The organism is Streptosporangium carneum (assembly GCF_027922005.1).
Taxonomy (GTDB): domain Bacteria; phylum Actinomycetota; class Actinomycetes; order Streptosporangiales; family Streptosporangiaceae; genus Streptosporangium; species Streptosporangium carneum.
The window spans coordinates 87,338-110,054 of the sequence record NZ_BSEV01000025.1 but is presented as its reverse complement, the minus strand read 5'-3'; the positions used below and the strand labels follow the sequence as shown (position 1 = coordinate 110,054).

The window sequence follows — 22,717 nt, the reverse complement described above, 5'->3', positions numbered from 1 at the left end:
GACACGGCCACCGAACGTCTTAGGTTATGCGATCGCTCAGATCTTCGAGACCTGGTTGAACGAGAGCTCGACGGGGGTCTCGCGACCGAAGATCGAAACCAGCACCTTGAGCTTCTGCGACTCGGCGCTGATCTCGCTGACCGTGGCGGGCAGGGTGGCGAAGGGGCCGTCCATGACCGTGACGGACTCGCCGACCTCGAAGTCGACGGTCGCGGTCGAGACCTTGGTGGTCGACTTCTTGACCTCTTCGGAGGGCTCGGGGGCCAGCAGCTTGGCCACCTCGTCGAGGCTCAGCGGGCTCGGCTTGTTGGACAGGCCCACGAAGCCGGTCACACCGGGCGTGTTGCGCACCGCGGACCAGGACTCGTCGGTGAGCTCCATCCGGACCAGCACGTAGCCGGGCAGCACCCGCTCCTTGACCAGCTGGCGCTTGCCGCTCTTGACCTCGGTCACGTGGTGGGTGGGCACCTCGACCTGGAAGATGTAGTCCTCCATGTTGAGGGACTGCGTGCGCGTCTCGATGTTCGACTTCACGCGGTTCTCGTAGCCCGCGTAGGAGTGGATGACGTACCACTCGCCGAACTGACTGCGCAGCTGACGCTTGAACTCCTCGACCGGATCGACGTCGGGGAGGACGTCACCGTCCTCGTCGACCTGTCCGGCGAAGGCCTCCTCGGACTCCTCGTCCTCGTCGGTCTCTTCCTCGTCGTCCTCGTCGTCGTCCTCGTCGACGCCGCCGGCCGCGACCTCATCGGTCTCGGTGTCGGCGTCGGCGTCGAACTCGTCGGACTCGTCGAGCGAGTCCTCCGCGACGTCGACGACCTCTTCCGGCTCGTCAGTCCGCTTTTCGCGGGACTCGCCGGCCGGCTGTGAAGACTCGGACACGGTGGCTCATTCTCTTTCGTCGATGGGCTGATGAAATTACGGGGGGCGATCCGCCGGATGCCGGCTCAGGCTCCGCCGAAGATCCGCAGCACACCTTCGGTGAGCACCGCGTCGAGCGCGGACACGATTCCGACCATGACCAGAACGAAGATCAGGACGATCGTGGTATAGGAAATAAGGTCCTTGCGCGTGGGCCAGATGACCTTGCGAAGTTCAGCAACGACCTGCCGATAGAAGAGGGCGGGAGAAGTGCGCTTGGCCTTCTTCTCACCGCTCGGCTTGTCTGCGGTTTCGCCGCGCGTGTCGATCGCCACAGTCCTCACCTGCTCCGTCGAGTCCAACGCATGTCTGCGGCGCGCTAGACGCCCTGATGCGCGGACCGCTCCTCGCAGGGCACGAGGGACTCGAACCCCCAACCGCCGGTTTTGGAGACCGGTGCGCTACCAATTGCGCTAGTGCCCTAAGACATGAACCACCATACATCGGTTGGACCGAAGTTTGTCCGTGGCTCACTGTCTGACCGCCGATTCACGCACGTGGCGGTGAGACCTGCCGAAGTCTACGGGGGAATGGCCCCTACGTCGAACCGGCAGGTGATCGCCCAGGTCACTGCCTGTTTCTGTCGCTTGCGGCACTTGCCCGCGAGGCGGCGGGGAAATCACGCGGGCCGATCACGAATGCCGATCACGGAGGCGGGGCGGCGGCGACGGCACAGGTCTGTAACCATGGAGGCATGACCCGTCCTCGCATCTCAGCGCGCATCTCCGCCATCTCCGAGTCCGCCACGCTCGCCGTGGACGCCAAGGCCAAGGCCATGAAGGCGGCGGGCCGCCCGGTCATCGGCTTCGGCGCGGGCGAGCCGGACTTCCCGACTCCCGACTACATCGTCGAGGCGGCCGTCGAGGCGTGCCGCAACCCCAGGTTCCACAAGTACACCCCCGCGGGCGGCCTGCCCGAGCTGAAGGAGGCCATCGCGGCGAAGACGCTGCGCGACTCCGGCTACCAGGTCGACGCGGCCCAGGTCCTGGTCACCAACGGCGGCAAGCAGGCCGTCTACGAGGCCTTCGCCACGCTGCTCGACCCGGGCGACGAGGTGCTGGTCGTCGCCCCGTACTGGACGACCTACCCCGAGGCCATCAAGCTCGCGGGCGGCGTCCAGGTCGACGTCGTGACCGACGAGACCACCGGTTACCTCGCGAGCGTCGAGCAGCTCGAGGCGGCCCGCACCGAGCGCACCAAGGTCCTGCTGTTCGTCTCGCCGTCCAACCCGACCGGCGCGGTGTACACCCCCGAGCAGGTCGAGGCGATCGGCCGCTGGGCGGCCGAGCACGACCTGTGGGTGGTCACCGACGAGATCTACGAGCACCTCACGTACGGCGACGCGACCTTCGCCAGCATCGCGACCGTCGTCCCCGAGCTGGCCGACAAGGTCGTCGTCCTGAACGGCGTCGCCAAGACCTACGCCATGACCGGCTGGCGCGTCGGCTGGCTGATCGGCCCGAAGGACGTCGTCAAGGCCGCGACCAACCTGCAGTCGCACGCCACGTCCAACGTCTCGAACGTCGCCCAGATCGCGGCCCTGGCCGCGGTCTCCGGCGACCTGTCCGCCGTGGCGAAGATGCGTGAGGCCTTCGACCGCCGCCGCCAGACCATGGTCCGCATGCTCAACGAGATCCCGGGTGTGCTCTGCCCCGAGCCGAAGGGCGCCTTCTACGCCTACCCGTCGGTCAAGGAGCTGCTGGGCAAGGACTTCGGCGGCAGGCGTCCCGAGACGTCCGCCGAGCTCGCCGAGCTGATCCTCGAGGAGGCAGAGGTCGCCCTCGTCCCCGGCGAGGCCTTCGGCACCCCCGGTTACTTCCGCCTGTCCTACGCGCTCGGCGACGACGACCTCGTCGAGGGCGTCAGCCGGGTGGCCAAGTTCCTGGGCCAGACCCACTAGGGCGCGCCCTGCCGCGGAACCGGCGGGCCCCGGCCGTCACGGCCGTGTGCGGCCGTCGTGTGCGGCCGTCGTGTGCGGCCGTCGTGTGCGGCCGTCGTGTGCGGCCGCCGTCCCGGATCCCCGAACCGGCGTCCTCGCGGGGTCTCAGGGGCGCTTCGAAGAGCCTTGACCGCGAGTCGGCCGGGAGAACGACCGCGGCGGGCACGGCGTACCGCACCAAGGAGCGCCCGGCGTACGGCACCATATGGAAATGCCACGCCCGCTCACCGACCTGCCAAAGGCCCACCTGCATCTGCACTTCACCGGCTCGATGCGGCACACCACCCTGATCGAGCTCGCCAGGGAGCAGGGGCTGCACCTGCCGGACGCCCTCGAGGAGGACTGGCCTCCCCGGCTGCGGGCGACGGACGAGCGCGGCTGGTTCCGCTTCCAACGGCTCTACGACATCGCGCGGACGGTCCTGCAGCGCCCCGAGGACGTCTACCGGCTGTTGCGGGAGGCCGCCGAGGACGAGGCGGCGGAGGGCTCGCGCTGGCTGGAGATCCAGGTGGACCCCTCCGGGTACGCCCACCGGTTCGGCGGACTCACCTCGACCCTGGAGCTGATGCTGGACGCCGCGCGCGGGGCCGCCGCCCACGCGGGCGTCGGGGTCGCGGTCGTGGTCGCCGCCAACCGGACCCGGCACCCCCTGGACGCCAAGACGCTCGCCCGCCTCGCCTCCCACCACATGGACCAGGGCGTGGTCGGGTTCGGGCTCTCCAACGACGAGCGCAGAGGCCGGGCCCGTGACTTCGACGGAGCCTTCAGGCTGGCCAGGCGGGCGGGGCTGCTGGCCGTGCCGCACGGCGGGGAGTTGCTGGGCGCGGCGAGCGTGGCCGAGTGCGTGGACGCTCTGGGCGCGGACCGGGTCGGGCACGGCGTGCGGGCGGCCGAGTCGCCGCGGCTGATGGAGCGCCTCGCGGACCGGCAGATCGCGTGTGAGGTCTGCCCGACCTCCAACGTCGGGCTCGGGGTCGCGGAGCGGGCCGAGGACGTGCCGTTGCGGCGGCTGTTCGAGGCGGGAGTGCCCATCGCGCTCGGCGCGGACGACCCGCTGCTGTTCGGCGCGCGGCTGCTGCCCCAGTACGAGCTGGCGAGACACGTGTACGGCTTCCGCGACGCCGAGCTGGCCGAACTCGCCCGGCAGTCGATCAGGGCGTCGGCCGCCCCCGAGAGCGTGCGCAAGGAGCTCCTCAGGGAGATCGACGAATGGCTGGCCTCCCCCGACCCCGCCGTGGAGAGCCCGGCGGGCACGAGGGAGCCGGCGCTTCCGGAGAGCCGGTCGAGCGCGGCGGACCGGACCGGCACGGAGAGCCGTACGGACACGGAGAGTCGTACGGGCGCGGCGGACCGGACGGACACGCGAGACCGGACGGACACGGAGAACCAGACGGGCGCGGAGAGCCGCGCGGACGCGGAGAGCCGTACGGGTACGGCGGACCGGACGGATCGGGGAGCCCCGCGGAGCCGGTAGAGCCGGTGGGTGCGAAGACGCCTCCGCGCGTCCTGACGGTCAGCCGAGGGCGTAGGCGACGGCGGAGCCGGGGTCGTCGTCGTGGCCCTCGGCGAACAGCGCGTCGTAGACGTCGTCGCCGAGCAGTTGCCTGGCCGTGCGCTCGGCGACCGCTCCGGGCTCGGACATGCCCTCCGGGGCGGGTCTGCGCAGTCCGAAGAGCGCGGAAAGTCGCGTTCCCGTCCCCTGGAGCCTGGCGGCGCGACGGCCGTCCCCCTGGATCGCGGCGATCACGGCGAGTTGGTCCACGGCCAGCACCACGCCGCTCGCGTCGCGGAAACGCCACTTGACCTCCAGTGACCTCCTGGCCGCCGCGGTCGCCTCCGCCACCCGGCCGAGGCCCAGCTGGGCGACGGAGAGCACGTAGTCGCCGCAGGCGCGGGCCCAGCGCTCGCCGCGCGCGTCGCAGAGCCTCCGCATCTCCTCGAGGGCGGAGACGGCCCCGGTGAAGTCGCCGCGCCAGATGGCCGCCATGGCGAGGATCACCAGGGCGAGCGGCTCGCCGACGGTCGCGCCGCCCGCCGTCCCGAAGTGCTCCCGGGCGCGTTCGACGTCGGGCTCGACCTCGTCGAGGTTCCCGGCGAGCAGCGAACTCCCCGCGAGCCTGAGCCGGGCGTGTCCCGCCGCCGCGTGGTCGTCCCAGCCGAGGGCGGCGGGCAGCGCCGCCTCGATCCTGCGGCGGCCGTACTCCAGGTCTCCCTGGGCGAGGGCCACGCAGCCGTCGGCCCACAGGAGCCTGGGCAGCGCGGGGTCGGTGACGGGGGCGGCGTCGATCGCCCGTCTCATGTGGTGGCGGCCCTCCCGTGACCGGCCGAGGCACAGCCACAGGATCCAGAGCGTCCCGGCGAGCTCGACGGACAGCGGGGTCGAGGGGGAGGCGAGGGCGAGGCGGAGGTCGGTGAGCGAGAAGTTCAGCCTGGCCGCCCACTCCTCCTGCCGTGGGCCGTACCAGGCCGCGTCCGCCCTGCGGGCGAGGTCGAGGTGGTAGCAGCGGTGCCGCAGGACCAGCCTGGCCTCGTCGCCGAGGCCGAGGAGCCGCTCCCCTCCGTACTCCCTGACCGTGTCCGGCTGCCGGTAGCCGCCGGGGACCCGGACGAGCAGCGCCCTCTCGACCAGGTGGACCAGCAGGCCCGGCACGTCGGGCAGGTGCTCGTCCCCGCAGACCCACAGGGCGGCCTCGGCGTCGAAGCTCCCCGGGAAGACCGACAGGCGCGCCCACAGCAGCCGTTCCCCCGGGCCGCACAGCTCGTGGCTCCAGCTCAGGGCCGCGCGCACGGTCTGGTGCCGGGGGATCGGCGTCAGGCCGGTGAACAGCTCCTCGAAGCGTCGTTCCAGACGGTCGGCGAGCCGCTCGACCGGCAGGTCCCTGAGCCATCCCGCGGCCAGTTCGATGGCGAGCGGGATGCCGTCGAGCCGCCTGCAGATCCTCGCGGCCGCCCTCAGCGCCGTCTCCGTCTCCGCGCCCGCCCCCGGCGCGGCGTCGTCCACTCCAGCGCCCGTCTCGGCCCCTGTCTCGGCCCCTGTCTCGGTGCCCGCCTCAGTGCCTGTCTCAACGCCCGTCTCAGCGCCCGTCTCAGCGCCCGTCTCAGCGCCCGTCTCAGGGCCCTCCTGAGCGCCCTGGGGGCGACGTACGGCCCCCGCGCGGTCGAGGAAGAGCCTGAGCGCGTCGTCGGCCGCCGGCACGGGCCCAAGCCCCGGCGCGGGCGCCTCGAACGGCTCGACGGGCAGCAGCGCCTCCTGAGGCAGCCCGAGCGCCTGCCGGGAGGTCACGATGATCCGCACCCCCGGCGCGCCGGCCAGGATGTCGGTGACGAGGGCCCGGCAGGCGGTCGTGAGATGCTCGCAGGCGTCCAGGAGCAGCAGCAGACTCCTGCCGGTGAGAAACTCCACGAGCGCCTCGACCTGGGGCCTGGGCGACTCCTCGCACAGTCCCAGCACGGCCGCGACGACGTGGGCGAGCAGGTCGCCGTCGCGCTCGCCGGACAGCCGGACCAGCCATGCGCCGTCGGGGCACGAGCCGTGGCACTGCTCGGCGGCCCTGACGGCGATCCGCGACTTGCCGACGCCTCCGGCGCCGGTGACCGTGACCAGCGGGGTCTCGGTCAGGAGCTTGAGCAGTTGCCCGACCTCGGTCTCACGGCCGATGAGGCTGCTCGTCTCCGCGGGGAGGTTCCCGCGCCACCACGGTCTGGTTTCCAACGCTTCGCGCTCCTTCCACCCACTCAGCGCGCGTCGCACTCGGCGCACATCGCACTCCGCCAGGGTCACGAACGGGTCAGCCGACCGCCTCCCGGTGGGGTTTCCCTCTCCCCGAGTGCAATACTCACCGCCGTTTCGAGGTCGAACTTCTCCCCGCGCGCGCAGAGATCTCCCGGGCTCAGGCGTTCGACGACGAACGCGGCGGAGGCGCTGATCGAGGCGAGAACGGGCGAACGCGGGTGCTCGCCCTCGAGCTTCCCCCAGGCCTCCCCCGCCGCCGCCAGCAGCGCCGCGCCCTCCTCGACCCGGCGATCGGCGACCGCCAGCACGCCGAGCAGTTCGACCCCGGCCGCCTGAGCCGCCCTGTCGTCGAAGAGGCGGGCGGTCCGCAGCGCCTCCCGGGCGTGCTCCCCCGCGGCGGCGACGTCGCCGCGCAGGCAGTCCGCCTGGGCGCGGAGGTGGCACAGGTGGGAGCGGGTCCAGAGTTCCTCGCACGCCTCGCAGAGCTCCAGACCGTCGGCGAGGACCTCGACGGCGGCGTCCACGTCCCCCACGGCCAGCAGGGAGGCGGCCACGACGGTGTAGCCGGGCAGCAGCACGGGCAGGAGCGGCAGGACACGGCCCGCGCAGCGGTCGCGGGCCTCCTGGATGAGCGGCACGGCGTCGGCGGTCTCGGCGCGCCGGGCCGCGACCTGCGCGGCGAGCTGCTCGACGTACGGCGTCGCGTGGCCCCCCGGGTCCCCCGCCCGGCACTCCGACAGCCGCTCCTCCGCCCCCCGCAGGTCTCCCTGGAGGGTGGCGACCCACGCGCACACCCACAGCGCCCTGGTGCGCGCGGGCCCCGTCGCCCGGTCCAGGGTCAGCGCCCTGTCGAGGTGACCGCGCCCCTCCTCGTGGAAGCCGCAGCACACCCACAGGGGCCAGAGCGTCCCGGCCAGGTCCAGGGCCGTCCCGACGTCCATGCCGGTCTCGAGCGCCAGCCGGAGGTTCGCGGCCTCAAGGCGCAGCCTGCGGTGCCAGCGCACCTGGAGCCGCGGCCACTCCGCCTCCGCGCGGCGGGCGAGGCGGAGGTAGAAGTCGTGGTGGCGGAGCCGTATCTCGTCCTCCTGCCTGAGCAGGGCGAGCCATCCCGCGCCGAACTCGCGCGTGGCGTCGAGCATCAGGAACCGGACCCCCGCCGGGGTCTCACGGCGCAGCAGCACGGACTTGTCGACCAGGCCCGCGACCACGTCGACCATGTCCTCCACGCCGAGGGTCTCGTCCTGGCAGACGTAGGTCACCGCCTCGAGGTCGAACTCCCCCGCGAACGCCGAGGCCCGCGCCCAGAACAGTCGTTCCCCGGTCGTGCACAGCTGGTGGCTCCAGCCGACGCAGGTGGCCAGCGCCCTGTGCCGGGACGGGCCCCGCCTGTCCTCGTCCACGAGGAGGCCGAAGCGGTCGTCCAGCCCGGCCAGGAAGTCCGTGACGGGCATCGTGCGCAGCCGCGCCGCGGCCAGCTCGATCGCCAGGGGAAGGCCGTCCAGCCTGTCACACACCTCGGGAAGCCACGCGCCGGTCAGGTCCGCGAGCAGCGCGCACGCGTCCTCGGCGGGCAGGCCGGTCAGCACCCGCAGGTGCTCGCCGGGGACGGCGAGCGACTGCCGGCCGATCGCCAGGACGCGGAGCACGGGGTCGGCGGTGAGCAGTTCGCTCACCAGCGAGGCGACCTCCTCGACCAGGGCCTCGCAGGTGTCCAGCACGAGCAGGGACCCGGTGGACGCGGCCAGGGCGTCCAGGACGGCGGGGGCCAGCGCCTGCGGCCCGTCGACCTCGGCGACGTCGACGACCGCGGCCCCGGGGGCGATCGTCCTGGCGAGCTCGAGGCCGAGCCGGGTCTTGCCCACACCGCCGACGCCGGACAGGGTGACGAGCCGCACCTGCTCGAGCAGGGCCGTGATCTCGGCGGCCTCGCCGCGCCTACCGACGAACGCGCTCATCCCACAGTCTCCTCGCGGCATGCGCATTCATGCTAAAGGTGATCGAAGCCCTCGGTGTCCCGGATCCGCGCGACAGTCGCGTCCAAATCCAGAACCATTCCCCCGTCGAACGCGCGTTCGTACACGATGTCGCCGACCAGTGCCCTCGCCTGCCGTTCGGTGCGCTCCCGAGGGGTCGCGTACGGGGACGCCCCCAGCTCGGGAAGGCCGGAGGTCGTCCACATCCGCCAGGCCGCGCCGAGCAGGCAGGCGGCCCTGCGCCCGTCTCCGCGCGCCGCGGCGGTCGCGGCGAGCTGGTCCATCGCCATGGCCGCGCCGAGCGCGTCGCCGAGACGCCACTTCACCTCCAGCGCGGCGCGCGCGTAGGCCTCGGCGGCGTCGACCTTCCCCCTGCCCAGCTCGGCGTGGGAACGCACGTGGTCACCGTACGAACGCGCCCACAGCTCGCCCCGTTCGGCACACCTGGCCCACTGCCGGGTGAGGACCTCGACGGCCAGGTCGAACTCGCCCCTGAGGCTGTGCGCCATCGCCAGCGTCATCTCGGCGACGGGCAGCCCGATGTGGACGCGCCGCCCGCGGACCGCCTCCTCGAACAGCCCGGCGGACTCGGCCGCCAGGCGCGCGGCCTCGTCGGGGTCGCCGAGGAGGAGAGCGGTCGCCGCGGCGTTCTGCCTGGCGCATCCCGCGGCGACCAGGTCGCCCTCCGCCATCGCCGCCGCGTAGGCCTCCTCGGCCCTGCGCCCCGCGGCGGCCGTGTCGCCCGCGGCCAGCGCCGCCCACGCGCAGACCCACAGGGCCTTGGTGCGGGCGGGGCCGGGATCGGCGTGCGTGTCCAGCATCCGCTCCAGGTGGCGGCGTCCGAGGCTCACCCCGCCGAGACAGCACCAGACGAACCAGAGCGCGGTGACCAGGTCGAAGCCGTCGTCGTTGGCGAGGGCGGCCTCCAGGTCGGGCATGGTCCTGCGGGCCCAGTCCGCCCACTGCGCCTGCCGCGGGCCGTACCACTCGGCCTCGGCCCTGCGGGCCCGCGCCAGGTAGTGCCCGCGGTGGCGCGCGGCCATCATCTCCTCCTCGCCCAGGCGGCGCAGCCACTCCCTGCCGTAGTCGCGGATCGTGCCGAGCATCCGGTAGCGCGACCCCTCGGCCACCAGGATCGACTTGTCCACCAGCCGGGACAGCGGAAGCGCGGCGAGCCGCCCGTCCGCGCAGACGGCCCACGCGTCGTCGGCGTCGAAACCGCCCGCGAAGATCGAGAGCCGCGCCCAGAGCAGGCGCTCGGCGGCGGTGCACAGCTCGTGGCTCCAGCCGACCGCGGTGCGCATGGTCTGGTGGCGTCCCAGCGGGGTACGGCTCCCGCCGACGAGCAGCGCGAAACGGTCGTCGAGCCGTTCGGCGACCTGCGGGACCGACAGCGCCCGCAGCCGCCGCGCGGCGAGCTCGATGGCGAGCGGGATGCCGTCGAGCCTGCGGCAGACCTCGGCGACCTGCTGCGGGTCGAGGACGACGTCGGGCACCAGCGCGTTGGCCCGCTCGGTGAACAGCCGCACCGCCGCGGACGTGGCGGCCTCCGCGCCCTCGGGCACGGCGAACGGCTCGATCGGCATGAGCCGCTCCCCCGGCAGGCCGAGCGGCTGGCGGCTGGTGGCGAGCACCCTGGCGTGGGGGGCGTCGGACAGGATCCGGCGCAGCAGCGCGGCGCACGCGTCGATCAGGTGGTCGCAGGTGTCCAGGACCAGAAGCAGCCGCTTGTCGGCGAGGAAGTCGGCGAGCACCTCGGCCTGGGGCCGCACCGCCTGCTCCCTCAGGCCGAGCACCGCGGCGATGGTGTGGCCGATCAGGCTGCCGTTCTGCTCCCCGGACAGCTCGACGACCCACACCCCGTCGCTGAAGGAGTCACGGAGCCGGGCCGCGGTCCTGACGGCGAGCCTGGACTTGCCCACCCCCGCCACTCCGGTGAGGGTCACCAGGGGGGACCGGCCGACCAGCACGGCGAGCTCGTCGAGTTCGGCTTCCCGCCCGACGAGGCTGCTCGTCTCCGCCGGGACGTTGTCCCGACGTATCCGCGTCTCCGCCACCGATTCCTCGCCCCTCCGCGTGAGGTGGCAAGCCAACCACGGAACCGGCGGCAGACCCGGTGAGATCTGACAGCACCGGTTACGGGATCTTCTCCTCCAGTACATATTTCACGGCAACGCGCAGGTCAAGGACCTTCCCCTCGGCGAAGCGGGTATCGAATTCTGCACCGCCGAGAACCTCGACGGCCCGGGTGACGGCCCGCTGCCTGACGACGATGAAAATCGGGGAGCTGAACTGCGGCAGCCCGGAGGAGTCCCAGACGGCCTGGGCCGCCCCCAGGAGCAGCGCCGCGCCGCCCGCCGTCCTCAGGGCCGTCGCCGCCGGTCTCCGTGTCTCCGCCGTCGCCGCCGTGTCGGGGGCGGCGGGGGTTCCCGACGCCGCGGCCCAGGCGGCCAGCTCGACGCAGGCGACCGTCAGCAGCAGGTCCTCGAAGAGCCGCGCCCCGGCGAGCGCGGCCCTGGCGTGCCTGAGCGCCCCCCGGACCCGCCCCTTGGCGTGCTCGGCCCAGGCGAGGACGTACTCCATCTGGGCGCGGTTCCACTGCTCCCCGTACGCCTCGCAGAGCGCCTGCCCCCGCGCGAGGATCCTGCCGGTCTCCTCCGGCCTGCCCGCCGCGAGCTGACTCAGGGCGGCCAGCGTGTGGGAGGGCAGCAGCCCCGACAGCAGGTCGCCCTCCGCGGCGTGCCGGGCGACGGCCTCCTCGAGCAGCTCGGCCGCCTGGGAGAACTCCCTGCGCATCAGGGCGAGGAGCCCCTCGATCTGGGCGACGTACCCGGCGGCCGCCCCGTCGAAGTCCTCCGCCCTGCAGCGGGCGATCCGTTCCCGCGCGGTGGTGAGGTCGCCCTGGAGGACGGCGACCCAGGCGCAGACCCACAGCGCCCTGGTCCGTTCCGGGCCGGGCCTGGAGTCCGACCGCAGGGCGTCCTCCAGGTGGTGGCGTCCCTCGCGCGCCATGCCGCAGCAGACCCACAGGAACCACAGGGACCCCGCCAGGTCCAGGGCCGTCCGCGACCACCCGGGATCGGCCAGGCATAGCTCGAACACCTTGCGGAAGTTGCGCCGCTCGGCCCGCATGCGGCCGTACCACTCCACCTGCCGCCCCGGCCACTCGACGGCGCACCGCCTGGCCAGAGCGAGGTAGTGATCACGGTGACGACCCCTGACCGCGTCGGTCTCGCCCAGTCTGCGCAGCCACTCGGCGCCGAACTCCCTGACGGTGTCCAGCATGCGCAGCCGTACGCCGGTCGGGTGCTCCTCCCGCTGCACGAGCGACTTCTCGACCAGCCCGGTCAGCGCCTCGAGCACCAGCGCGGCGGGGAGCGGCCCGCCCGCGCAGACCTGTTCGGCGGCCTCGAGGTCGAAGCCGGAGGCGAACACGGAGAGCCTGGCCCACAGGAGCCGCTCCGCGGGAGTGCACAGCTCGTGGCTCCAGCCGACGGCCGCGCGCAGCGACCCGTGCCGCACGGCGGCCATGTCCCCGCGCCTGTCGGCGTTCCCGCCGCCCACCGCGCCGTTCCCCTCGCCGTCGCCGCCCTCACCGTCGCCGCCCAGCAGCCGGTAGCGGTCGCCCAGCTCCCGGATGAGCCGCTCCGGCGACGTGGTGCGCAGCCGTACGGCCGCCAGCTCGATCGCCAGCGGGACGCAGTCGAGTCTTTCGCAGAGCTCGGCCATGCCGTCCGTGTCCACCGCCGGGTCCACCGCCGTGCCCGCCGCCGTGTCCACCGCCCTGCTCGCCGCCGGGTCGTCCGTGAGGCCTTCTGTGAGGCCCGCGCGCTCGCGCAGCAACGCCACCGCGTCGTCGAGCGGGAGCGTCGGGACGGGATAGACGTGCTCGCCCGACACGCCCAGCGGCTGACGGCCCGTGGCCAGCACCCTGAGGCCGGGCGCGGCGCGCAGCAGGGTGTCGGCCAGCGAGGCCACCGCGTCGACCAGGTGCTCGCAGCTGTCGAGCATGAGCAGCGCCCTGCGCGGGCTCAGCCAGTCGGCCAGGAGCTCCTGCGGGGGGCGGGCGGACTGGTCGGCGACGCCCACGCTGTCGGCGACGGTCCCGGGCAGCAGGTGCGGATCGGTCAGGCAGGCCAGCTCGACCTGCCAGCAACCGCCGGGGAACTCCTGTGAGATCTCCTCGACGACCCGGCGCGCCAGGCGCGTCTTCCCGACGCCGCCCAGCCCGGTGAGCGTGACCAGGCGCGACTCGCGCAGCAGCCGGATCACCTGTGCCGTCTCTGCGCGACGGCCGACGAAGGCAGTTTCCATGCGGGTGCCATGCTAGGACGCCACGGGCGGTTTGGGGGTCGCTCTCGGAGAAGCCCTACTAGACTCTTTGCCTGTCCCTAGCCGTGGTCCCCACGGTTTCCTTGAGTGAGCTGGACGGAACCGCATGTCTGGGTATGACCGCGTAGTGCAACCGGCGGCCGGTGACGAGGCCTTGGAGAACCACCTGGGTGGGGACGAAGCCAAGAACTACCGGCAGTACGAGCTCGACATGGTCGCCCCGCACGTGGGCAGGTCCATGCTGGAGATCGGCTCGGGGCTCGGCCACTTCGCCGAGGCGTTCCTTCCCCGCCTGGACAGGCTGGTGGTCAGCGACTTCGACCCCTACTGCGTCGAGCAGCTGAACAAGCGCTTCGCGGGCCGCGACGACATCGACGTCCTGCAGTTCGGCCTGCCGACCGACATCCCGATCGGTGAGAAGGTCGACACCGTCGTGATGATGAACGTCCTGGAGCACATCGAGGAGGACGTCGAGGCCCTGCGGTCCCTGGCCAGGGTCACCCTGCCCGGCGGCCGCATCGTCATCTGGGTGCCGGGCTACATGCAGCTGTACGGAGACTTCGACCGCAAGGTCGGCCACGTCACCCGCTACACCCCCGCGACCCTGCGCAGGACGGTCTCCAAGGCCGGGCTGGACATCGACGTGCTCAAGCCGATCAACTTCCTCGGCGGCATCGCCTGGTGGCTCGCGGTCCGCCGGGGCGGCGTCGGCTACCCCGACCCCCGCCTGGTCAAGATCTACGACCGCACGGTGGTGCCGACCACCCGTTTCATCGAGCGTTTCATCAGGCCGCCGTTCGGCCAGACCGTCTTCTGCGTGGCCCGCGTCCCGAAGAAGTAGCCCTCGCGCGCCAGGAGTTCAAGGGCGGGACGATGACGCTTTCAGGTTGTTGGAAGTCTCATCTCCTGCCCTTTCTTCGCTTCTAGTCTGGGTCGTACGGGGGGACGCCCGGAAGGCAGTCGCCGTTCACCGCCTCGGGGGAGGCCGGAACGCGCCTGTCCGCCGGGCTGACGGGCGGCGGCTGCCGGACGGGGACCAGCAGCAGCCACCGCCGCCCGTCTCCTCCGAAAACCGTCTCTCCTGAGGGCCGCTCCTGCGGAAGACCGCTCTCCGCGGGGCCGCTCTCCAGGAAGAGCGTCCGCCCGCGGTCGGCGATAAATGACTTGCACCGCTCGAAGCGGCCACCGTACGGTGCTCGCATGTGGATTAACTCCTAGGAAGCCGGCGTCGATCAGCCTCGACTGATCCGCCCGCTCTCAGCTCTCCGGTCCCGTCCGTCTGACGCGGCAGCTGAGTTTCCGGCACGGCGTACGGCCGCGTCGTCATGATCCTCAAGGAGTCCATATGCGAATTCGTATTGTCCGAAACCACGACGGCGACGACAAGACCGTCAAGCCCAGCCTCCCGCTTCCCGGGCTTCCCGAGCGGAAGCTGCCTCCGGCGGCGCCCCGGCGCGTGCCGATGCCTCCCACACCGATGAGGCCGACCCGTCAGCCGCGCCGGATCCCGGGCAAGGGCGGTCGCTGACGACACGAACGCCTCGGTCTCCGAATTCTCGGGGACCGAGGCGTTCGCCGTGCTCAGCCGCACGCAGCCACACTCAGCCGCGCTCAATCGCGCTCAATCGCGCTCAACGGCCACGCGGGCCGGTGACGCACGCCGGGTCAGAGGCGCTCGATGATCGTTACGTTGGCCTGGCCTCCGCCCTCGCACATCGTCTGCAGGCCGTATCTGCCGCCGGTGCGCTCCAGCTCGTGCAGGAGCTTGGTCATCAGGATCGCGCCGGTCCCGCCCAGCGGGTGGCCCAGGGCGATCGCGCCGCCGTTGGGGTTGACCTTGGCGGGGTCCGCGCCGATCTCCCTGATCCACGCGAGCGGGACCGGGGCGAACGCCTCGTTGATCTCGGTGACGTCGACGTCGTCGATGGACAGGCCCGCCTTCCCCAGCGCCTTGCGGGTCGCGGGGATGGGCGCGGTCAGCATGTAGACGGGGTCGTCGCCGGTGAGCGCCAGGGTGACGATCCGTGCCCTCGGGGTCAGGCCGTGGTCGCGGACCGCCTGCTCGGAGGCGATCAGAAGGGCTCCCGAGCCGTCGGAGATCTGCGAGGAGGTCGCCGCGGTGATCCGGCCGCCGTCCCGCAGCGTCTTCAGCGAGGCCATCTTCTCCAGAGTGGTGTCCGCGCGCGGGCCCTCGTCGTCCTCGACGCCGTCGACCGGGGCGATCTGGTCCCTGAAATAGCCGTTGGCCACGGCCTTCGCCGCGCGCTGGTGGCTCTCGTAGGCGAACCGCTCGAGCTCCTCACGGCTCAGGTCCCATTTCTCGCACATGAGCTCGGCCCCGCGGAACTGGGAGATCTCCTGCTTGCCGTACCGCTCGACCCATCTGTCGCCGAACGGGAAGGGCATGCCCTTCTCCAGCGCGGCGGTGATGGAGGAGCCCATCGGCACGATGCTCATGGACTCGACCCCGGCGGCGACCACGAGGTCCTGGGTGCCGGAGAGCACTCCCTGGGCCGCGAAGTGGATCGACTGCTGGGAGGAGCCGCACTGCCGGTCGACGGTCACCCCCGCGACGCTTTCCGGCAGGCCCGCCGACAGCCAGGCGTTGCGCGCGATGTCCATGCTCTGCGGGCCGAACTGCATGACACAGCCCATGATCACGTCGTCGACCGCCGACGGGTCGACGCCCGTGCGCTCGACGAGCGCTCCGAGGGTGTGCGCGGCCAGGTCGACAGGGTGGACGGCGGACAGTCCGCCTTTCTTCCTGCCGACCGGAGTGCGGACCGCTCCGACGATGTACGCCTCTGCCACAGTGCCTCCCACCCACGCGAACCGAGCATTGTTCGGCCAGCAGTCGATACGAGGCTACAACAGAGGCGAGGATCTCAGGAGGGCCGGTTCAGCACCACATAGCCGTCGCGGTCGTACACCTTCACGTAACCGGTCCGCAGCGCCTCGTCGACCCGCTGCTGCTGCACCTCGGGCGCGCCGAACGGGTAGGTCCACCGGGCCACGTCGGCCACGATCCACGGCGCCCCGTGGGCCTGCGGCCCCCAGAGCAGGACGGTCGTCCGCGCGGTGAGCGCGGGACCGACGTTGTTGGCCGCCTCGACCACCACCCCGTCGGGAACCTTGGCCACCGCCTCGCGCGCCGCCGCGACGTACGGCTCGCCCTCGTAGAACGACGACTCCAGGAGGTTGCCCAGCGCGAACCTGGGGACGAGCGTGAGGCCGATGACGCAGACCGCGAACGCCCAGCGCCCGGTCAGCTCCCGCCCGGAGAACCGCCGGGCGGGCCTGTCGGGAGACGGCGATCCGGAGGGCGGACCGGAAGGTTCGTCTGCCAGGTCTTCGGGGGACTGCCCGGAGGGCCGGTCGGAGGTCTTCCTGGACGAGCGCGCGGTCAGCCACCCGGCGAGCCGGTGGACCCCGTCGACGGCGGCGCAGACGAGGATGGCGACGACGAAGGCGTTGTACTGGTAGTCAGGCCCCCACCACTGCGGCCTGTCGGCCAGGAAGCGCTCCGCGACGAGCGGCACCGCCACCAGGACCAGCGGGGACAGCAGGGCGGTCAGCAGCATCGGCCACAGCAGGAAGGCCAGGGTGTCCACCTTGACCTCGGGGCTGACCATCTGCCACAGCGCGCCCAGCGGATCGCGGGCGACGCCCAGGGCGACCTCTCCCAGGGTCGTGCCCCAGTTGCCGTACGCCCAGTGGAACCCCGCGCCCGCCGAGCCGAGCAGCGGCATCAGCACGCCGCGGATGACCATGAGCGCGCCCAGCCCGAACAGGACGAACCCCGCGCCCTCAATGCGCCGCCTGGTGACGAACAGGTACACCCCGAACCCGGCGACCAGCAGGCCCATGTCCTCCTTGACCAGCAGGATGCCGAGTGCCGCGGGTATCGCGAAGCGCATCCGGCCCGCGTCGGCCCGCTCGATCATGATCGCGCTGAGCAGCGGGACGAAGGCGACCTCGTGGAAGTCGAACCCGGCGACCTGCGCGACCGGCCACGACACCAGGTAGGCCGCCGCGACCAGGTGGGCGGAGACCGGGCCGAGGCGGCGTTCGGCGTAGTGCCAGACGGGGACGGCGGCCAGCGCGAGCAGCGCCGCCTGCGCGACGATCAGGGTCTCCGGGCCGTCGTGGATCCAGTACAGCGGGGCCAGGACGACCAGGATCGGCGAGAAGTGGTCGGCGAGCTGGAGGAAGTCCATCCCCTGGCCGTAGAACATGCCGACCGTCGGCGCGGCCGGCGGCCCGAAGTGCGCGTAGCCACGCACGGCCTGGTCGAAGATCGCCAGGTCGAAGATGCTGGCCTTGAAGGTGGAGAGCTTGACCAGGCCGAGCACCGTGTAGGCCGTCGCGGCCAGCGCCACGAGCGCCCCCAGCGTCAGCCCGTGCCGCCGCAGGCGCACGAAGGAGGAGAGGTCGGGGGTCTCGCGGGTTTTCTCGACCGGCTCCTCCGCGGCCGTTGTCACGGCGCTCATGCTCTGCGGGTGCTGGTCATCGTCGCGTAGGCGATGACGTTGTCGGTGTAGTGACCGGTCGTGCGGTCGTAGGTGCCGCCGCACGTGATCAGATGAAGCTGGGGGTTGGGCGATTCGCCGTAAACGCGCTGCGTCGGGAACACCGTCTTCTCCGCCTGTTCGAGTCCGCCTACCGTGAAAACCGCGATGATGCCGTCCTTGCGGTGCACCTCGATCGTGTCGCCGTTCCGGATCTCACCGAGACGGCTGAAGACCGCGCTCCCCGACCGGGTGTCCTTGTGACCCAGCATGATCGCCGGTCCGGCCTCACCCGCTGTGGGGCCGGACCTGTACCAGCCGACCAGATTGGGGTCGCCGGCCGACGGCACCTCGATCGCGCCCTGCTTGTCGAGCCCGACGGAGGTGATCGGGGCGTTGATGTTCAGACGCTTGATGACCAGACGCACCGGGGTCGAGGGCTGCATGGCGGGGGCGGGCGGGACGCTCGGCAGCGGCGGCGGCTCGGTCGGGGCCCCCTGGAAGTAGGAGTCGGCGGGCGCGGTGGCGTTGGCCGGGTTGCGGGGCGGCAACGTGGTGCGCTGGTCCGCGAGGCCGTACTGCTCGGGCGAGGCCATCATGAGCAGCAGGCCCACCACGACCGTGACCACTCCGGCGACCCCGGCCAGGATGAGCACCGAGCGCAGGATCCTGCTGCCGTCGAACCGCTCGGGCGGCCACTGCTGGTACGGCTGCTCGTACGGCGGGCCGTATCCCGGCTGCCCCTGGTGCGGGTAGACCGGGTGGACGGGCCCCTGGGCGTACGGCGGCGCGGGCCTGGGAGGATGCCTCGGCGGCCAGCCGTCCGGCGGCGGGGTGGTCATCCAGGCGCCCCGGTCAGCCCCTGGTCGCGGTACGGCGGCGCAGCATCAGCCCGCCGATCCCGGCCGCCGCCGCCATCATCGCCCCACCGAACATGATCATCCGCGCGTCGGGCCCGGCCTCTCCGCCGCCGCCCGTCGCGGCGCCGCCTCCAGGGGTCTTGTCGATCTGCGTGGTCTTCCTGGGCTTCGACGTCTTGGTCTGGGTGACGGTGACCGTCGGCTCGGGCGTGGTGTAGGTGGGCGTGGGCGTCGGGGTGCCTGTGCTCGTGCTCGTGCTCGTGGGGGTGCTGGTGCCGGGCGTGCCGGTGCCAGCCCCCGAGGTGTTCACGGTGATCGTCAGCGCGGCGGCGGACGCCTCCGCCGGGTTCGCGACCGTGCAGTCGTACAGGCTGCTGCCGACGCCGGTGCCCGCCGCCTGTTGGTGGACGAGGGTGAAGGCGTCGGGCCGGACCGCGACGACCCCCGTCGCGGTCGGGGTCAGGGTGATCAGCACGCTGGGGAGCGTCGGCGCCACGCCGGAGGCGACCGCCCCTGGAGTGGAGGTGCCCGTGACCTCCCGGTTCCCCGTGGAGCTCGGGACGGGGGAGCCGGAGATCGCCACCTCCGCCTCGACCACGAGCCGGTCTCCCACCGCGATCGCCGCGGGGACGCCCAGGCTCGGCGAGGCGGCGGGCTGCCCCAGCTTCCAGGTCACCACGATGGTGGAACCGGGTGTGGAGGTGAGGGGGCCCGACACGTCCATCAGCAGCTTGTAGGGGCTGGCGGCGGCCACGCCCGAAACAGAGGTGCACGTGTAGCTGACCGGCTTGGGAGCCGCCGCCAGGGAGGCGATCGCCGGGACGGCGCCGAAGAGAAGGCCCGCGCTCACCACTCCGATGGCAGCCGTCTTAGCCGCGACGCGACGCCGCGTCTTGGACTTCAGCACAGTTTCTCCCCATTTCGGCACAGCTGACCGCTTTGGCGCGGTTGCCCACGATTCCAGGCCATGGTCACAGTCCGGCATAGATCCTATGAACACAAACCGAGAGATGCACGGGTGTTGGGAAAACGGGCATAAATTCCCTCCCATCCCATCGTGGTCATCTTCACCCTTGAGCGCCCATCCGCGCGAGTCGGCAAACAGCCGCCGATCGACCGAAAGGCGTCAGGCGGCCCGGCAGATGTCGAGCGGCCGAAAAACACCGAAAGACATCAAGCGGACGCCCGACGTCAGGCAGGCGCCAACCGTCAGGGAGATGTCAAAGGCCAGACGTCAGGCGAACATCAGGCGTCAGACACCAGGCAGGCGTCAGACACCAGGCAGGCGTCAGACACCAGGCAGGCGTCAAGCGTCAGGCAGGCGTCAGGCGTCAGGTCCGCTGATTGGCGTCCTTCCCAGGATCGTGAGAGCACGTCCCGCCGTGAGGTCACCTCTGGCGCGGGAGGCATGGAGATGGCACATGGGGGTCATGGGGAGAACACAGGGAGGGCGCGGGGCGGGAAGGTCGCCGGGAGGCAGGAGACGGCAGGAGGCAGGGGGACGGGGGAGACAGAGAAGTCGTCGGAGGCAGGAGACGTCGGAGGCAGGAGGTCAGTCGTCTCGTCCGTCGCTGAGAAGGCGGCCGTCGGCGAGAAGGCGGTCCCTGGTGGCCCGCGCGATGTCGGGATCGTCGGCGAAGACCCCGTCCACGCCGAGCCTGTAGAGGTGCTCCAGCCAGCCCGCCACGTCTCCCGCCGCGCGCTGGTAGCCCCGCTCCGCGGGGTCACCCCTCCGGTATTCGACCGGAAGATGTGTGTTCTCGTCACGGACGGTCGCGACATGGACCTGCAGACCCCTCTGGTGGGCGTCCCGGACGAGCGAGGTCGGTGCGCCCAGCTTCCCGTCAGGACCGGTCGGCACGATCCGCGCGATGACCACGCCGACGCCGTCGGCGTAGCTTGCGATCTCCTCGAGTCCCGCCGGGGTGACCATGTCGTCGTACGTGCGCGGCTCACCGGCCTTCGTCAGGTCGTACGGCCTGCCCTCCCCGTCGATGAGCTGGATGAGCCGCACCCGGGTGGCGGAGCGCATCCGCCTGAGGTTTCCGGTCTCGAAGGACTGGACGAACACCGGGGCGCAGGGGCTGTCCCAGCCGTGTCTCCTGAGGCTTTCCAGCAACGGCTCCTCGAGCGGCAGCCCGATCGAGGCGAAGTGACTCGGGTGCTTGGTCTCGGCGTGGACGCCGACGCCGTTGCGCTGCGCGAGCGTGATGACCTCGTCCAGGGTGGGGATCGGCTCCAGCCCGTCGTAGACCGTGTTGCCCGGCCGCAGCATGGGAAAGCGCTCCCTGGCCCTGAGGGTGCGGAGCTCGTCGAGCGTGAAGTCCTCGGTGAACCAGCCGGTCCGCCGGCGGCCGTTGATCGTCTTGGTCGTCCTGCGGTCGGCGAACTCGAGGTGGTCACGGACGTCGGTGGTCAGCGAGAGCTCGTTCTCGTGCCGGGCGACCAGCACGTGGTCCTTGGTGGAGACCAGGTCGGGCTCGATGTAGTCGGCGCCCATCCGGATGGCGGCCTCGTAGGCGGAGAGCGTGTGCTCGGGCCGGAAGGCGCTGGCGCCGCGATGCGCGATGACGATCGGCTCCCTGTCACCGCACATCCGCGGGACGGACGTCACCCCGGCGGACGGAGAGACGTCGAACGTCACCGCCTCCGCCGGTCCTCCCAGTCCCGCCCCCACGAGCACGGCCAACACACCCGCCGACACCTTGCCGACCACTCCGGCACCCCCGCCCGTCCGACTCTCGCGGGGGGAACGCTGACATCCCCTCACCTACCCGGCACGCCAAGGCACCTAAACGATCAGAAGAACGAAGCTCCCCCTCCTCAGGCCGTCACCTCCTCAGACCATCACCCTCGAAACGCCCGAGCGCACGCGTGCCGGTCGCCGTCAGGCGAGCGCCCGCCGGTACGGGGTCAGCTTGTCGAGCCAGGCCTGGATGCCGTCCGCGTCCTCCCACAGCTCGTACAGCTCGTTGTCACCGGGCCGTGTGGCCCTGTCGAGGGTGCTCACCGCCAGGCCGCGAAGCCCGGCGTCGACCTCGAACGGGTTGGCCTCCAACCACTCGGCGGCCACGGCGGCGGGCTCGGAGCCGATCAGACGCGCGCCGACGAGGCAGGCCGCCGCCACGACACCGGACATCTCCGGACTCTCCACGTAGTCGCCCTGGGCCAGGATCTCCCGCATCGCCCCGGCGAGCGCGCCCGCCGGGTCGGCCGTACCGCCGAGCTCGTCAAGCAGGTCGAGAGCGCCGTCGTTCTCGAACGGCCCCATGTCCCAGGCTCCCATGCCGCACCTCTCCATCGTCGTCCGAACTCGTCGCCGGTCGGACTCGTCGTCACTCGGAACGGGCCGATCGTAGGGAGCGGCACCGACAACGACGCCGCGCGCGCCTCCATCGCGCGGCGATGCCGTCGCACCGGATTTCGTCGTATCCGACGGCTACGGTCGGCCCATGGAACGCAGACGCTGGGACACCGACGACCGCTTCACCGGCATCGCCTCGGGCGAGGCGCTCGCCCCCGCCGTGCGGCAGCTCCTGACCCATCTGGGCCGTGACGGCTGGGTCACCGAGGACCCCGACGCGCACCTGCTCCCCCATCTGCGACGGGCCTGCGAGCGGCCCGACTCTCCGTGGCGGCTGACCGGAGCCCGTCTGGCGGACGACGGCGTGTACGTCGTCGACCTCCAACCGCTCGCCTCGACGACGGAGGTCGCGGCGCGGGAGCTGTCGGTCCGCGACGCCGTACGGCTGCTCGCGACGATCGCCGAGACGTCCTTCTTCGTCCGGCAGGTCGACGAGACGACGGTCGACTGCGTCACGGGCATGCACGACGGCGACGGCCCCTTCGCCACCCACGGCCACCTGATCCGCCTACGTCTCGCCCCCTGACGTGACACCTGTCGTCAGGGGGTCGCGTCGTCGGCGAGGTGGACCTCGTCGCGCAGCACGCTGTAGATCACCGCGTCACGCCACCGCCCGTTCCTGAAGGCGTAGCCGCGCAACACGCCCTCCCTGGTGAAACCGGCCTTCTCCAGCGCGCGCTGCTCGGCGACGTTGGTGATCTCGGTGACCGCCTCGACCCTGGCCGCCTGGGTGTGGGCGAACAGATACTCCACCGCCAACCGCTGGGCCCTGGTGCCGAAACCCCTGCCCCGGGCTTCCGGGAGCAGGGCGATGCCCAGGTTCCAGCAGGAGGAGGTCCGCGAGGTCAGGATCTTACGCCAGGAGACGAAGCCCACCCGGTCGGCGCCGCACGTCACCAGAAGCCGACCCCCCTCGGTGTCGAAGAGGCCGTTCTCCGCCCACATGCGGCGCAGCCTGCCGGGATCCGACCACCCCTGCCACGCGAACAGTCCGGCCGCCTCGGGATCGGTCAGGAAGCGCTCCAACACCCGCAGGTCGTCCTCGGCCACGGGCCGTAACACCACTTGATCGTCGCTCATGGCC

General features: G+C 71.8%; 18 protein-coding genes, 1 tRNA gene and 1 pseudogene. 5 read left to right on the top strand and 15 right to left on the bottom strand.

The window, feature by feature from the left end; genetic code table 11:
* Positions 1 to 36 precede the first annotated feature (36 nt).
* From nusG to PKF00_RS35365, 3 genes are all read right to left on the bottom strand, one after another.
* Positions 37 to 885 carry a transcription termination/antitermination protein NusG gene (nusG, locus tag PKF00_RS35375; protein ID WP_271222072.1) on the bottom strand — a complete coding sequence of 283 codons (849 nt, stop codon included), beginning with the start codon at positions 883 to 885 and terminating at the stop codon, positions 37 to 39.
* Between the two features lie 65 nt (positions 886 to 950).
* The gene (gene secE, locus PKF00_RS35370) at positions 951 to 1,199 is read right to left on the bottom strand and encodes a preprotein translocase subunit SecE (protein ID WP_271222071.1); all 249 of its coding nucleotides are present in this window, start codon (positions 1,197 to 1,199) and stop codon (positions 951 to 953) included.
* A 75-nt stretch (positions 1,200 to 1,274) separates the two neighbouring features.
* Positions 1,275 to 1,347 (bottom strand) — tRNA-Trp (locus tag PKF00_RS35365).
* Positions 1,348 to 1,618: 271 nt separating this feature from the next.
* Here PKF00_RS35365 and PKF00_RS35360 point away from each other — a divergent pair.
* The gene (locus tag PKF00_RS35360; RefSeq protein ID WP_271222070.1) at positions 1,619 to 2,824 is read left to right on the top strand and encodes a pyridoxal phosphate-dependent aminotransferase; all 1,206 of its coding nucleotides are present in this window, start codon (positions 1,619 to 1,621) and stop codon (positions 2,822 to 2,824) included.
* A gap of 250 nt (positions 2,825 to 3,074) precedes the next feature.
* Positions 3,075 to 4,094, top strand: a pseudogene (locus PKF00_RS35355) (adenosine deaminase); the annotation flags it as partial.
* A 282-nt stretch (positions 4,095 to 4,376) separates the two neighbouring features.
* On the opposite strand, the gene PKF00_RS35350 reads toward PKF00_RS35355, so the two are convergent.
* The 4 genes from PKF00_RS35350 to PKF00_RS35335 all read right to left on the bottom strand — a co-directional run bounded on the left by PKF00_RS35350 (position 4,377) and on the right by PKF00_RS35335 (position 12,883).
* The gene (locus PKF00_RS35350; RefSeq protein ID WP_271222069.1) at positions 4,377 to 6,575 is read right to left on the bottom strand and encodes an ATP-binding protein; all 2,199 of its coding nucleotides are present in this window, start codon (positions 6,573 to 6,575) and stop codon (positions 4,377 to 4,379) included.
* 65 nt (positions 6,576 to 6,640) lie between these two features.
* Positions 6,641 to 8,551 (bottom strand): ATP-binding protein, encoded by a 1,911-nt coding sequence (locus tag PKF00_RS35345; protein WP_271222068.1) that lies wholly within the window; start codon positions 8,549 to 8,551, stop codon positions 6,641 to 6,643.
* A 32-nt stretch (positions 8,552 to 8,583) separates the two neighbouring features.
* The gene (locus PKF00_RS35340; protein WP_271222067.1) at positions 8,584 to 10,626 is read right to left on the bottom strand and encodes an ATP-binding protein; all 2,043 of its coding nucleotides are present in this window, start codon (positions 10,624 to 10,626) and stop codon (positions 8,584 to 8,586) included.
* Positions 10,627 to 10,705: 79 nt separating this feature from the next.
* Positions 10,706 to 12,883 (bottom strand): ATP-binding protein, encoded by a 2,178-nt coding sequence (locus PKF00_RS35335; RefSeq protein ID WP_271222066.1) that lies wholly within the window; start codon positions 12,881 to 12,883, stop codon positions 10,706 to 10,708.
* Positions 12,884 to 13,007: 124 nt separating this feature from the next.
* Here PKF00_RS35335 and PKF00_RS35330 point away from each other — a divergent pair, with 124 nt between their 5' ends.
* Entirely contained in the window at positions 13,008 to 13,742 is a 735-nt protein-coding gene (locus PKF00_RS35330; RefSeq protein ID WP_271222065.1) for a class I SAM-dependent methyltransferase, read from the top strand.
* 82 nt (positions 13,743 to 13,824) lie between these two features.
* Here the strand turns inward: PKF00_RS35330 and PKF00_RS35325 are convergent, their stop codons facing one another.
* Positions 13,825 to 14,103: a hypothetical protein gene (locus tag PKF00_RS35325; RefSeq protein WP_271222064.1), complete on the bottom strand. Its 279-nt coding sequence runs from the start codon at positions 14,101 to 14,103 to the stop codon at positions 13,825 to 13,827.
* Positions 14,104 to 14,246: 143 nt separating this feature from the next.
* Between PKF00_RS35325 and PKF00_RS35320 the strand changes: the two genes are divergently transcribed.
* Entirely contained in the window at positions 14,247 to 14,429 is a 183-nt protein-coding gene (locus PKF00_RS35320) for a hypothetical protein (RefSeq protein ID WP_271222063.1), read from the top strand.
* Between the two features lie 137 nt (positions 14,430 to 14,566).
* Here the strand turns inward: PKF00_RS35320 and PKF00_RS35315 are convergent, their stop codons facing one another.
* The 6 genes from PKF00_RS35315 to PKF00_RS35290 form a co-directional block, all read right to left on the bottom strand.
* Positions 14,567 to 15,712 carry an acetyl-CoA C-acetyltransferase gene (locus PKF00_RS35315; protein ID WP_271222062.1) on the bottom strand — a complete coding sequence of 382 codons (1,146 nt, stop codon included), beginning with the start codon at positions 15,710 to 15,712 and terminating at the stop codon, positions 14,567 to 14,569.
* 74 nt (positions 15,713 to 15,786) lie between these two features.
* The gene (locus tag PKF00_RS35310; RefSeq protein ID WP_271222061.1) at positions 15,787 to 17,391 is read right to left on the bottom strand and encodes a DUF2079 domain-containing protein; all 1,605 of its coding nucleotides are present in this window, start codon (positions 17,389 to 17,391) and stop codon (positions 15,787 to 15,789) included.
* A complete protein-coding gene (locus PKF00_RS35305; protein WP_271222060.1) occupies positions 17,388 to 18,251 on the bottom strand; it encodes a class F sortase in 864 nt (287 codons plus the stop codon). Before PKF00_RS35305 ends, PKF00_RS35310 begins: the two co-directional genes overlap by 4 nt.
* A gap of 13 nt (positions 18,252 to 18,264) precedes the next feature.
* Positions 18,265 to 19,176 (bottom strand): hypothetical protein, encoded by a 912-nt coding sequence (locus PKF00_RS35300; protein ID WP_271222059.1) that lies wholly within the window; start codon positions 19,174 to 19,176, stop codon positions 18,265 to 18,267.
* Between the two features lie 645 nt (positions 19,177 to 19,821).
* The gene (locus PKF00_RS35295) at positions 19,822 to 20,961 is read right to left on the bottom strand and encodes a glycerophosphodiester phosphodiesterase (protein ID WP_271222058.1); all 1,140 of its coding nucleotides are present in this window, start codon (positions 20,959 to 20,961) and stop codon (positions 19,822 to 19,824) included.
* 195 nt (positions 20,962 to 21,156) lie between these two features.
* Positions 21,157 to 21,555, bottom strand: coding sequence for a DUF4259 domain-containing protein (locus PKF00_RS35290; RefSeq protein ID WP_271222057.1), 399 nt, complete (start codon positions 21,553 to 21,555; stop codon positions 21,157 to 21,159).
* A gap of 166 nt (positions 21,556 to 21,721) precedes the next feature.
* Here PKF00_RS35290 and PKF00_RS35285 point away from each other — a divergent pair, with 166 nt between their 5' ends.
* Positions 21,722 to 22,159, top strand: coding sequence for a hypothetical protein (locus PKF00_RS35285; protein WP_271222056.1), 438 nt, complete (start codon positions 21,722 to 21,724; stop codon positions 22,157 to 22,159).
* A 14-nt stretch (positions 22,160 to 22,173) separates the two neighbouring features.
* On the opposite strand, the gene PKF00_RS35280 is transcribed toward PKF00_RS35285, so the two are convergent.
* The gene (locus PKF00_RS35280) at positions 22,174 to 22,713 is read right to left on the bottom strand and encodes a GNAT family N-acetyltransferase (RefSeq protein WP_271222055.1); all 540 of its coding nucleotides are present in this window, start codon (positions 22,711 to 22,713) and stop codon (positions 22,174 to 22,176) included.
* Between the last annotated feature and the right edge of the window lie 4 nt (positions 22,714 to 22,717).

Bases quoted from the DNA above. Each gene is read 5' to 3' on its own strand.
- PKF00_RS35320 (WP_271222063.1), top strand. From the start codon at position 14,247: ATGCGAATTCGTATTGTCCGAAACCACGACGGCGACGACAAGACCGTC.
- PKF00_RS35330 (WP_271222065.1), top strand. From the start codon at position 13,008: ATGTCTGGGTATGACCGCGTAGTGCAACCGGCGGCCGGTGACGAGGCC.
- PKF00_RS35335 (WP_271222066.1), bottom strand. From the start codon at position 12,883: ATGGAAACTGCCTTCGTCGGCCGTCGCGCAGAGACGGCACAGGTGATC.
- PKF00_RS35360 (WP_271222070.1), top strand. From the start codon at position 1,619: ATGACCCGTCCTCGCATCTCAGCGCGCATCTCCGCCATCTCCGAGTCC.
- PKF00_RS35310 (WP_271222061.1), bottom strand. From the start codon at position 17,391: ATGAGCGCCGTGACAACGGCCGCGGAGGAGCCGGTCGAGAAAACCCGC.
- PKF00_RS35305 (WP_271222060.1), bottom strand. From the start codon at position 18,251: ATGACCACCCCGCCGCCGGACGGCTGGCCGCCGAGGCATCCTCCCAGG.
- PKF00_RS35345 (WP_271222068.1), bottom strand. From the start codon at position 8,551: ATGAGCGCGTTCGTCGGTAGGCGCGGCGAGGCCGCCGAGATCACGGCC.
- PKF00_RS35280 (WP_271222055.1), bottom strand. From the start codon at position 22,713: ATGAGCGACGATCAAGTGGTGTTACGGCCCGTGGCCGAGGACGACCTG.
- PKF00_RS35290 (WP_271222057.1), bottom strand. From the start codon at position 21,555: ATGGGAGCCTGGGACATGGGGCCGTTCGAGAACGACGGCGCTCTCGAC.
- PKF00_RS35285 (WP_271222056.1), top strand. From the start codon at position 21,722: ATGGAACGCAGACGCTGGGACACCGACGACCGCTTCACCGGCATCGCC.
- PKF00_RS35325 (WP_271222064.1), bottom strand. From the start codon at position 14,103: ATGCGAGCACCGTACGGTGGCCGCTTCGAGCGGTGCAAGTCATTTATC.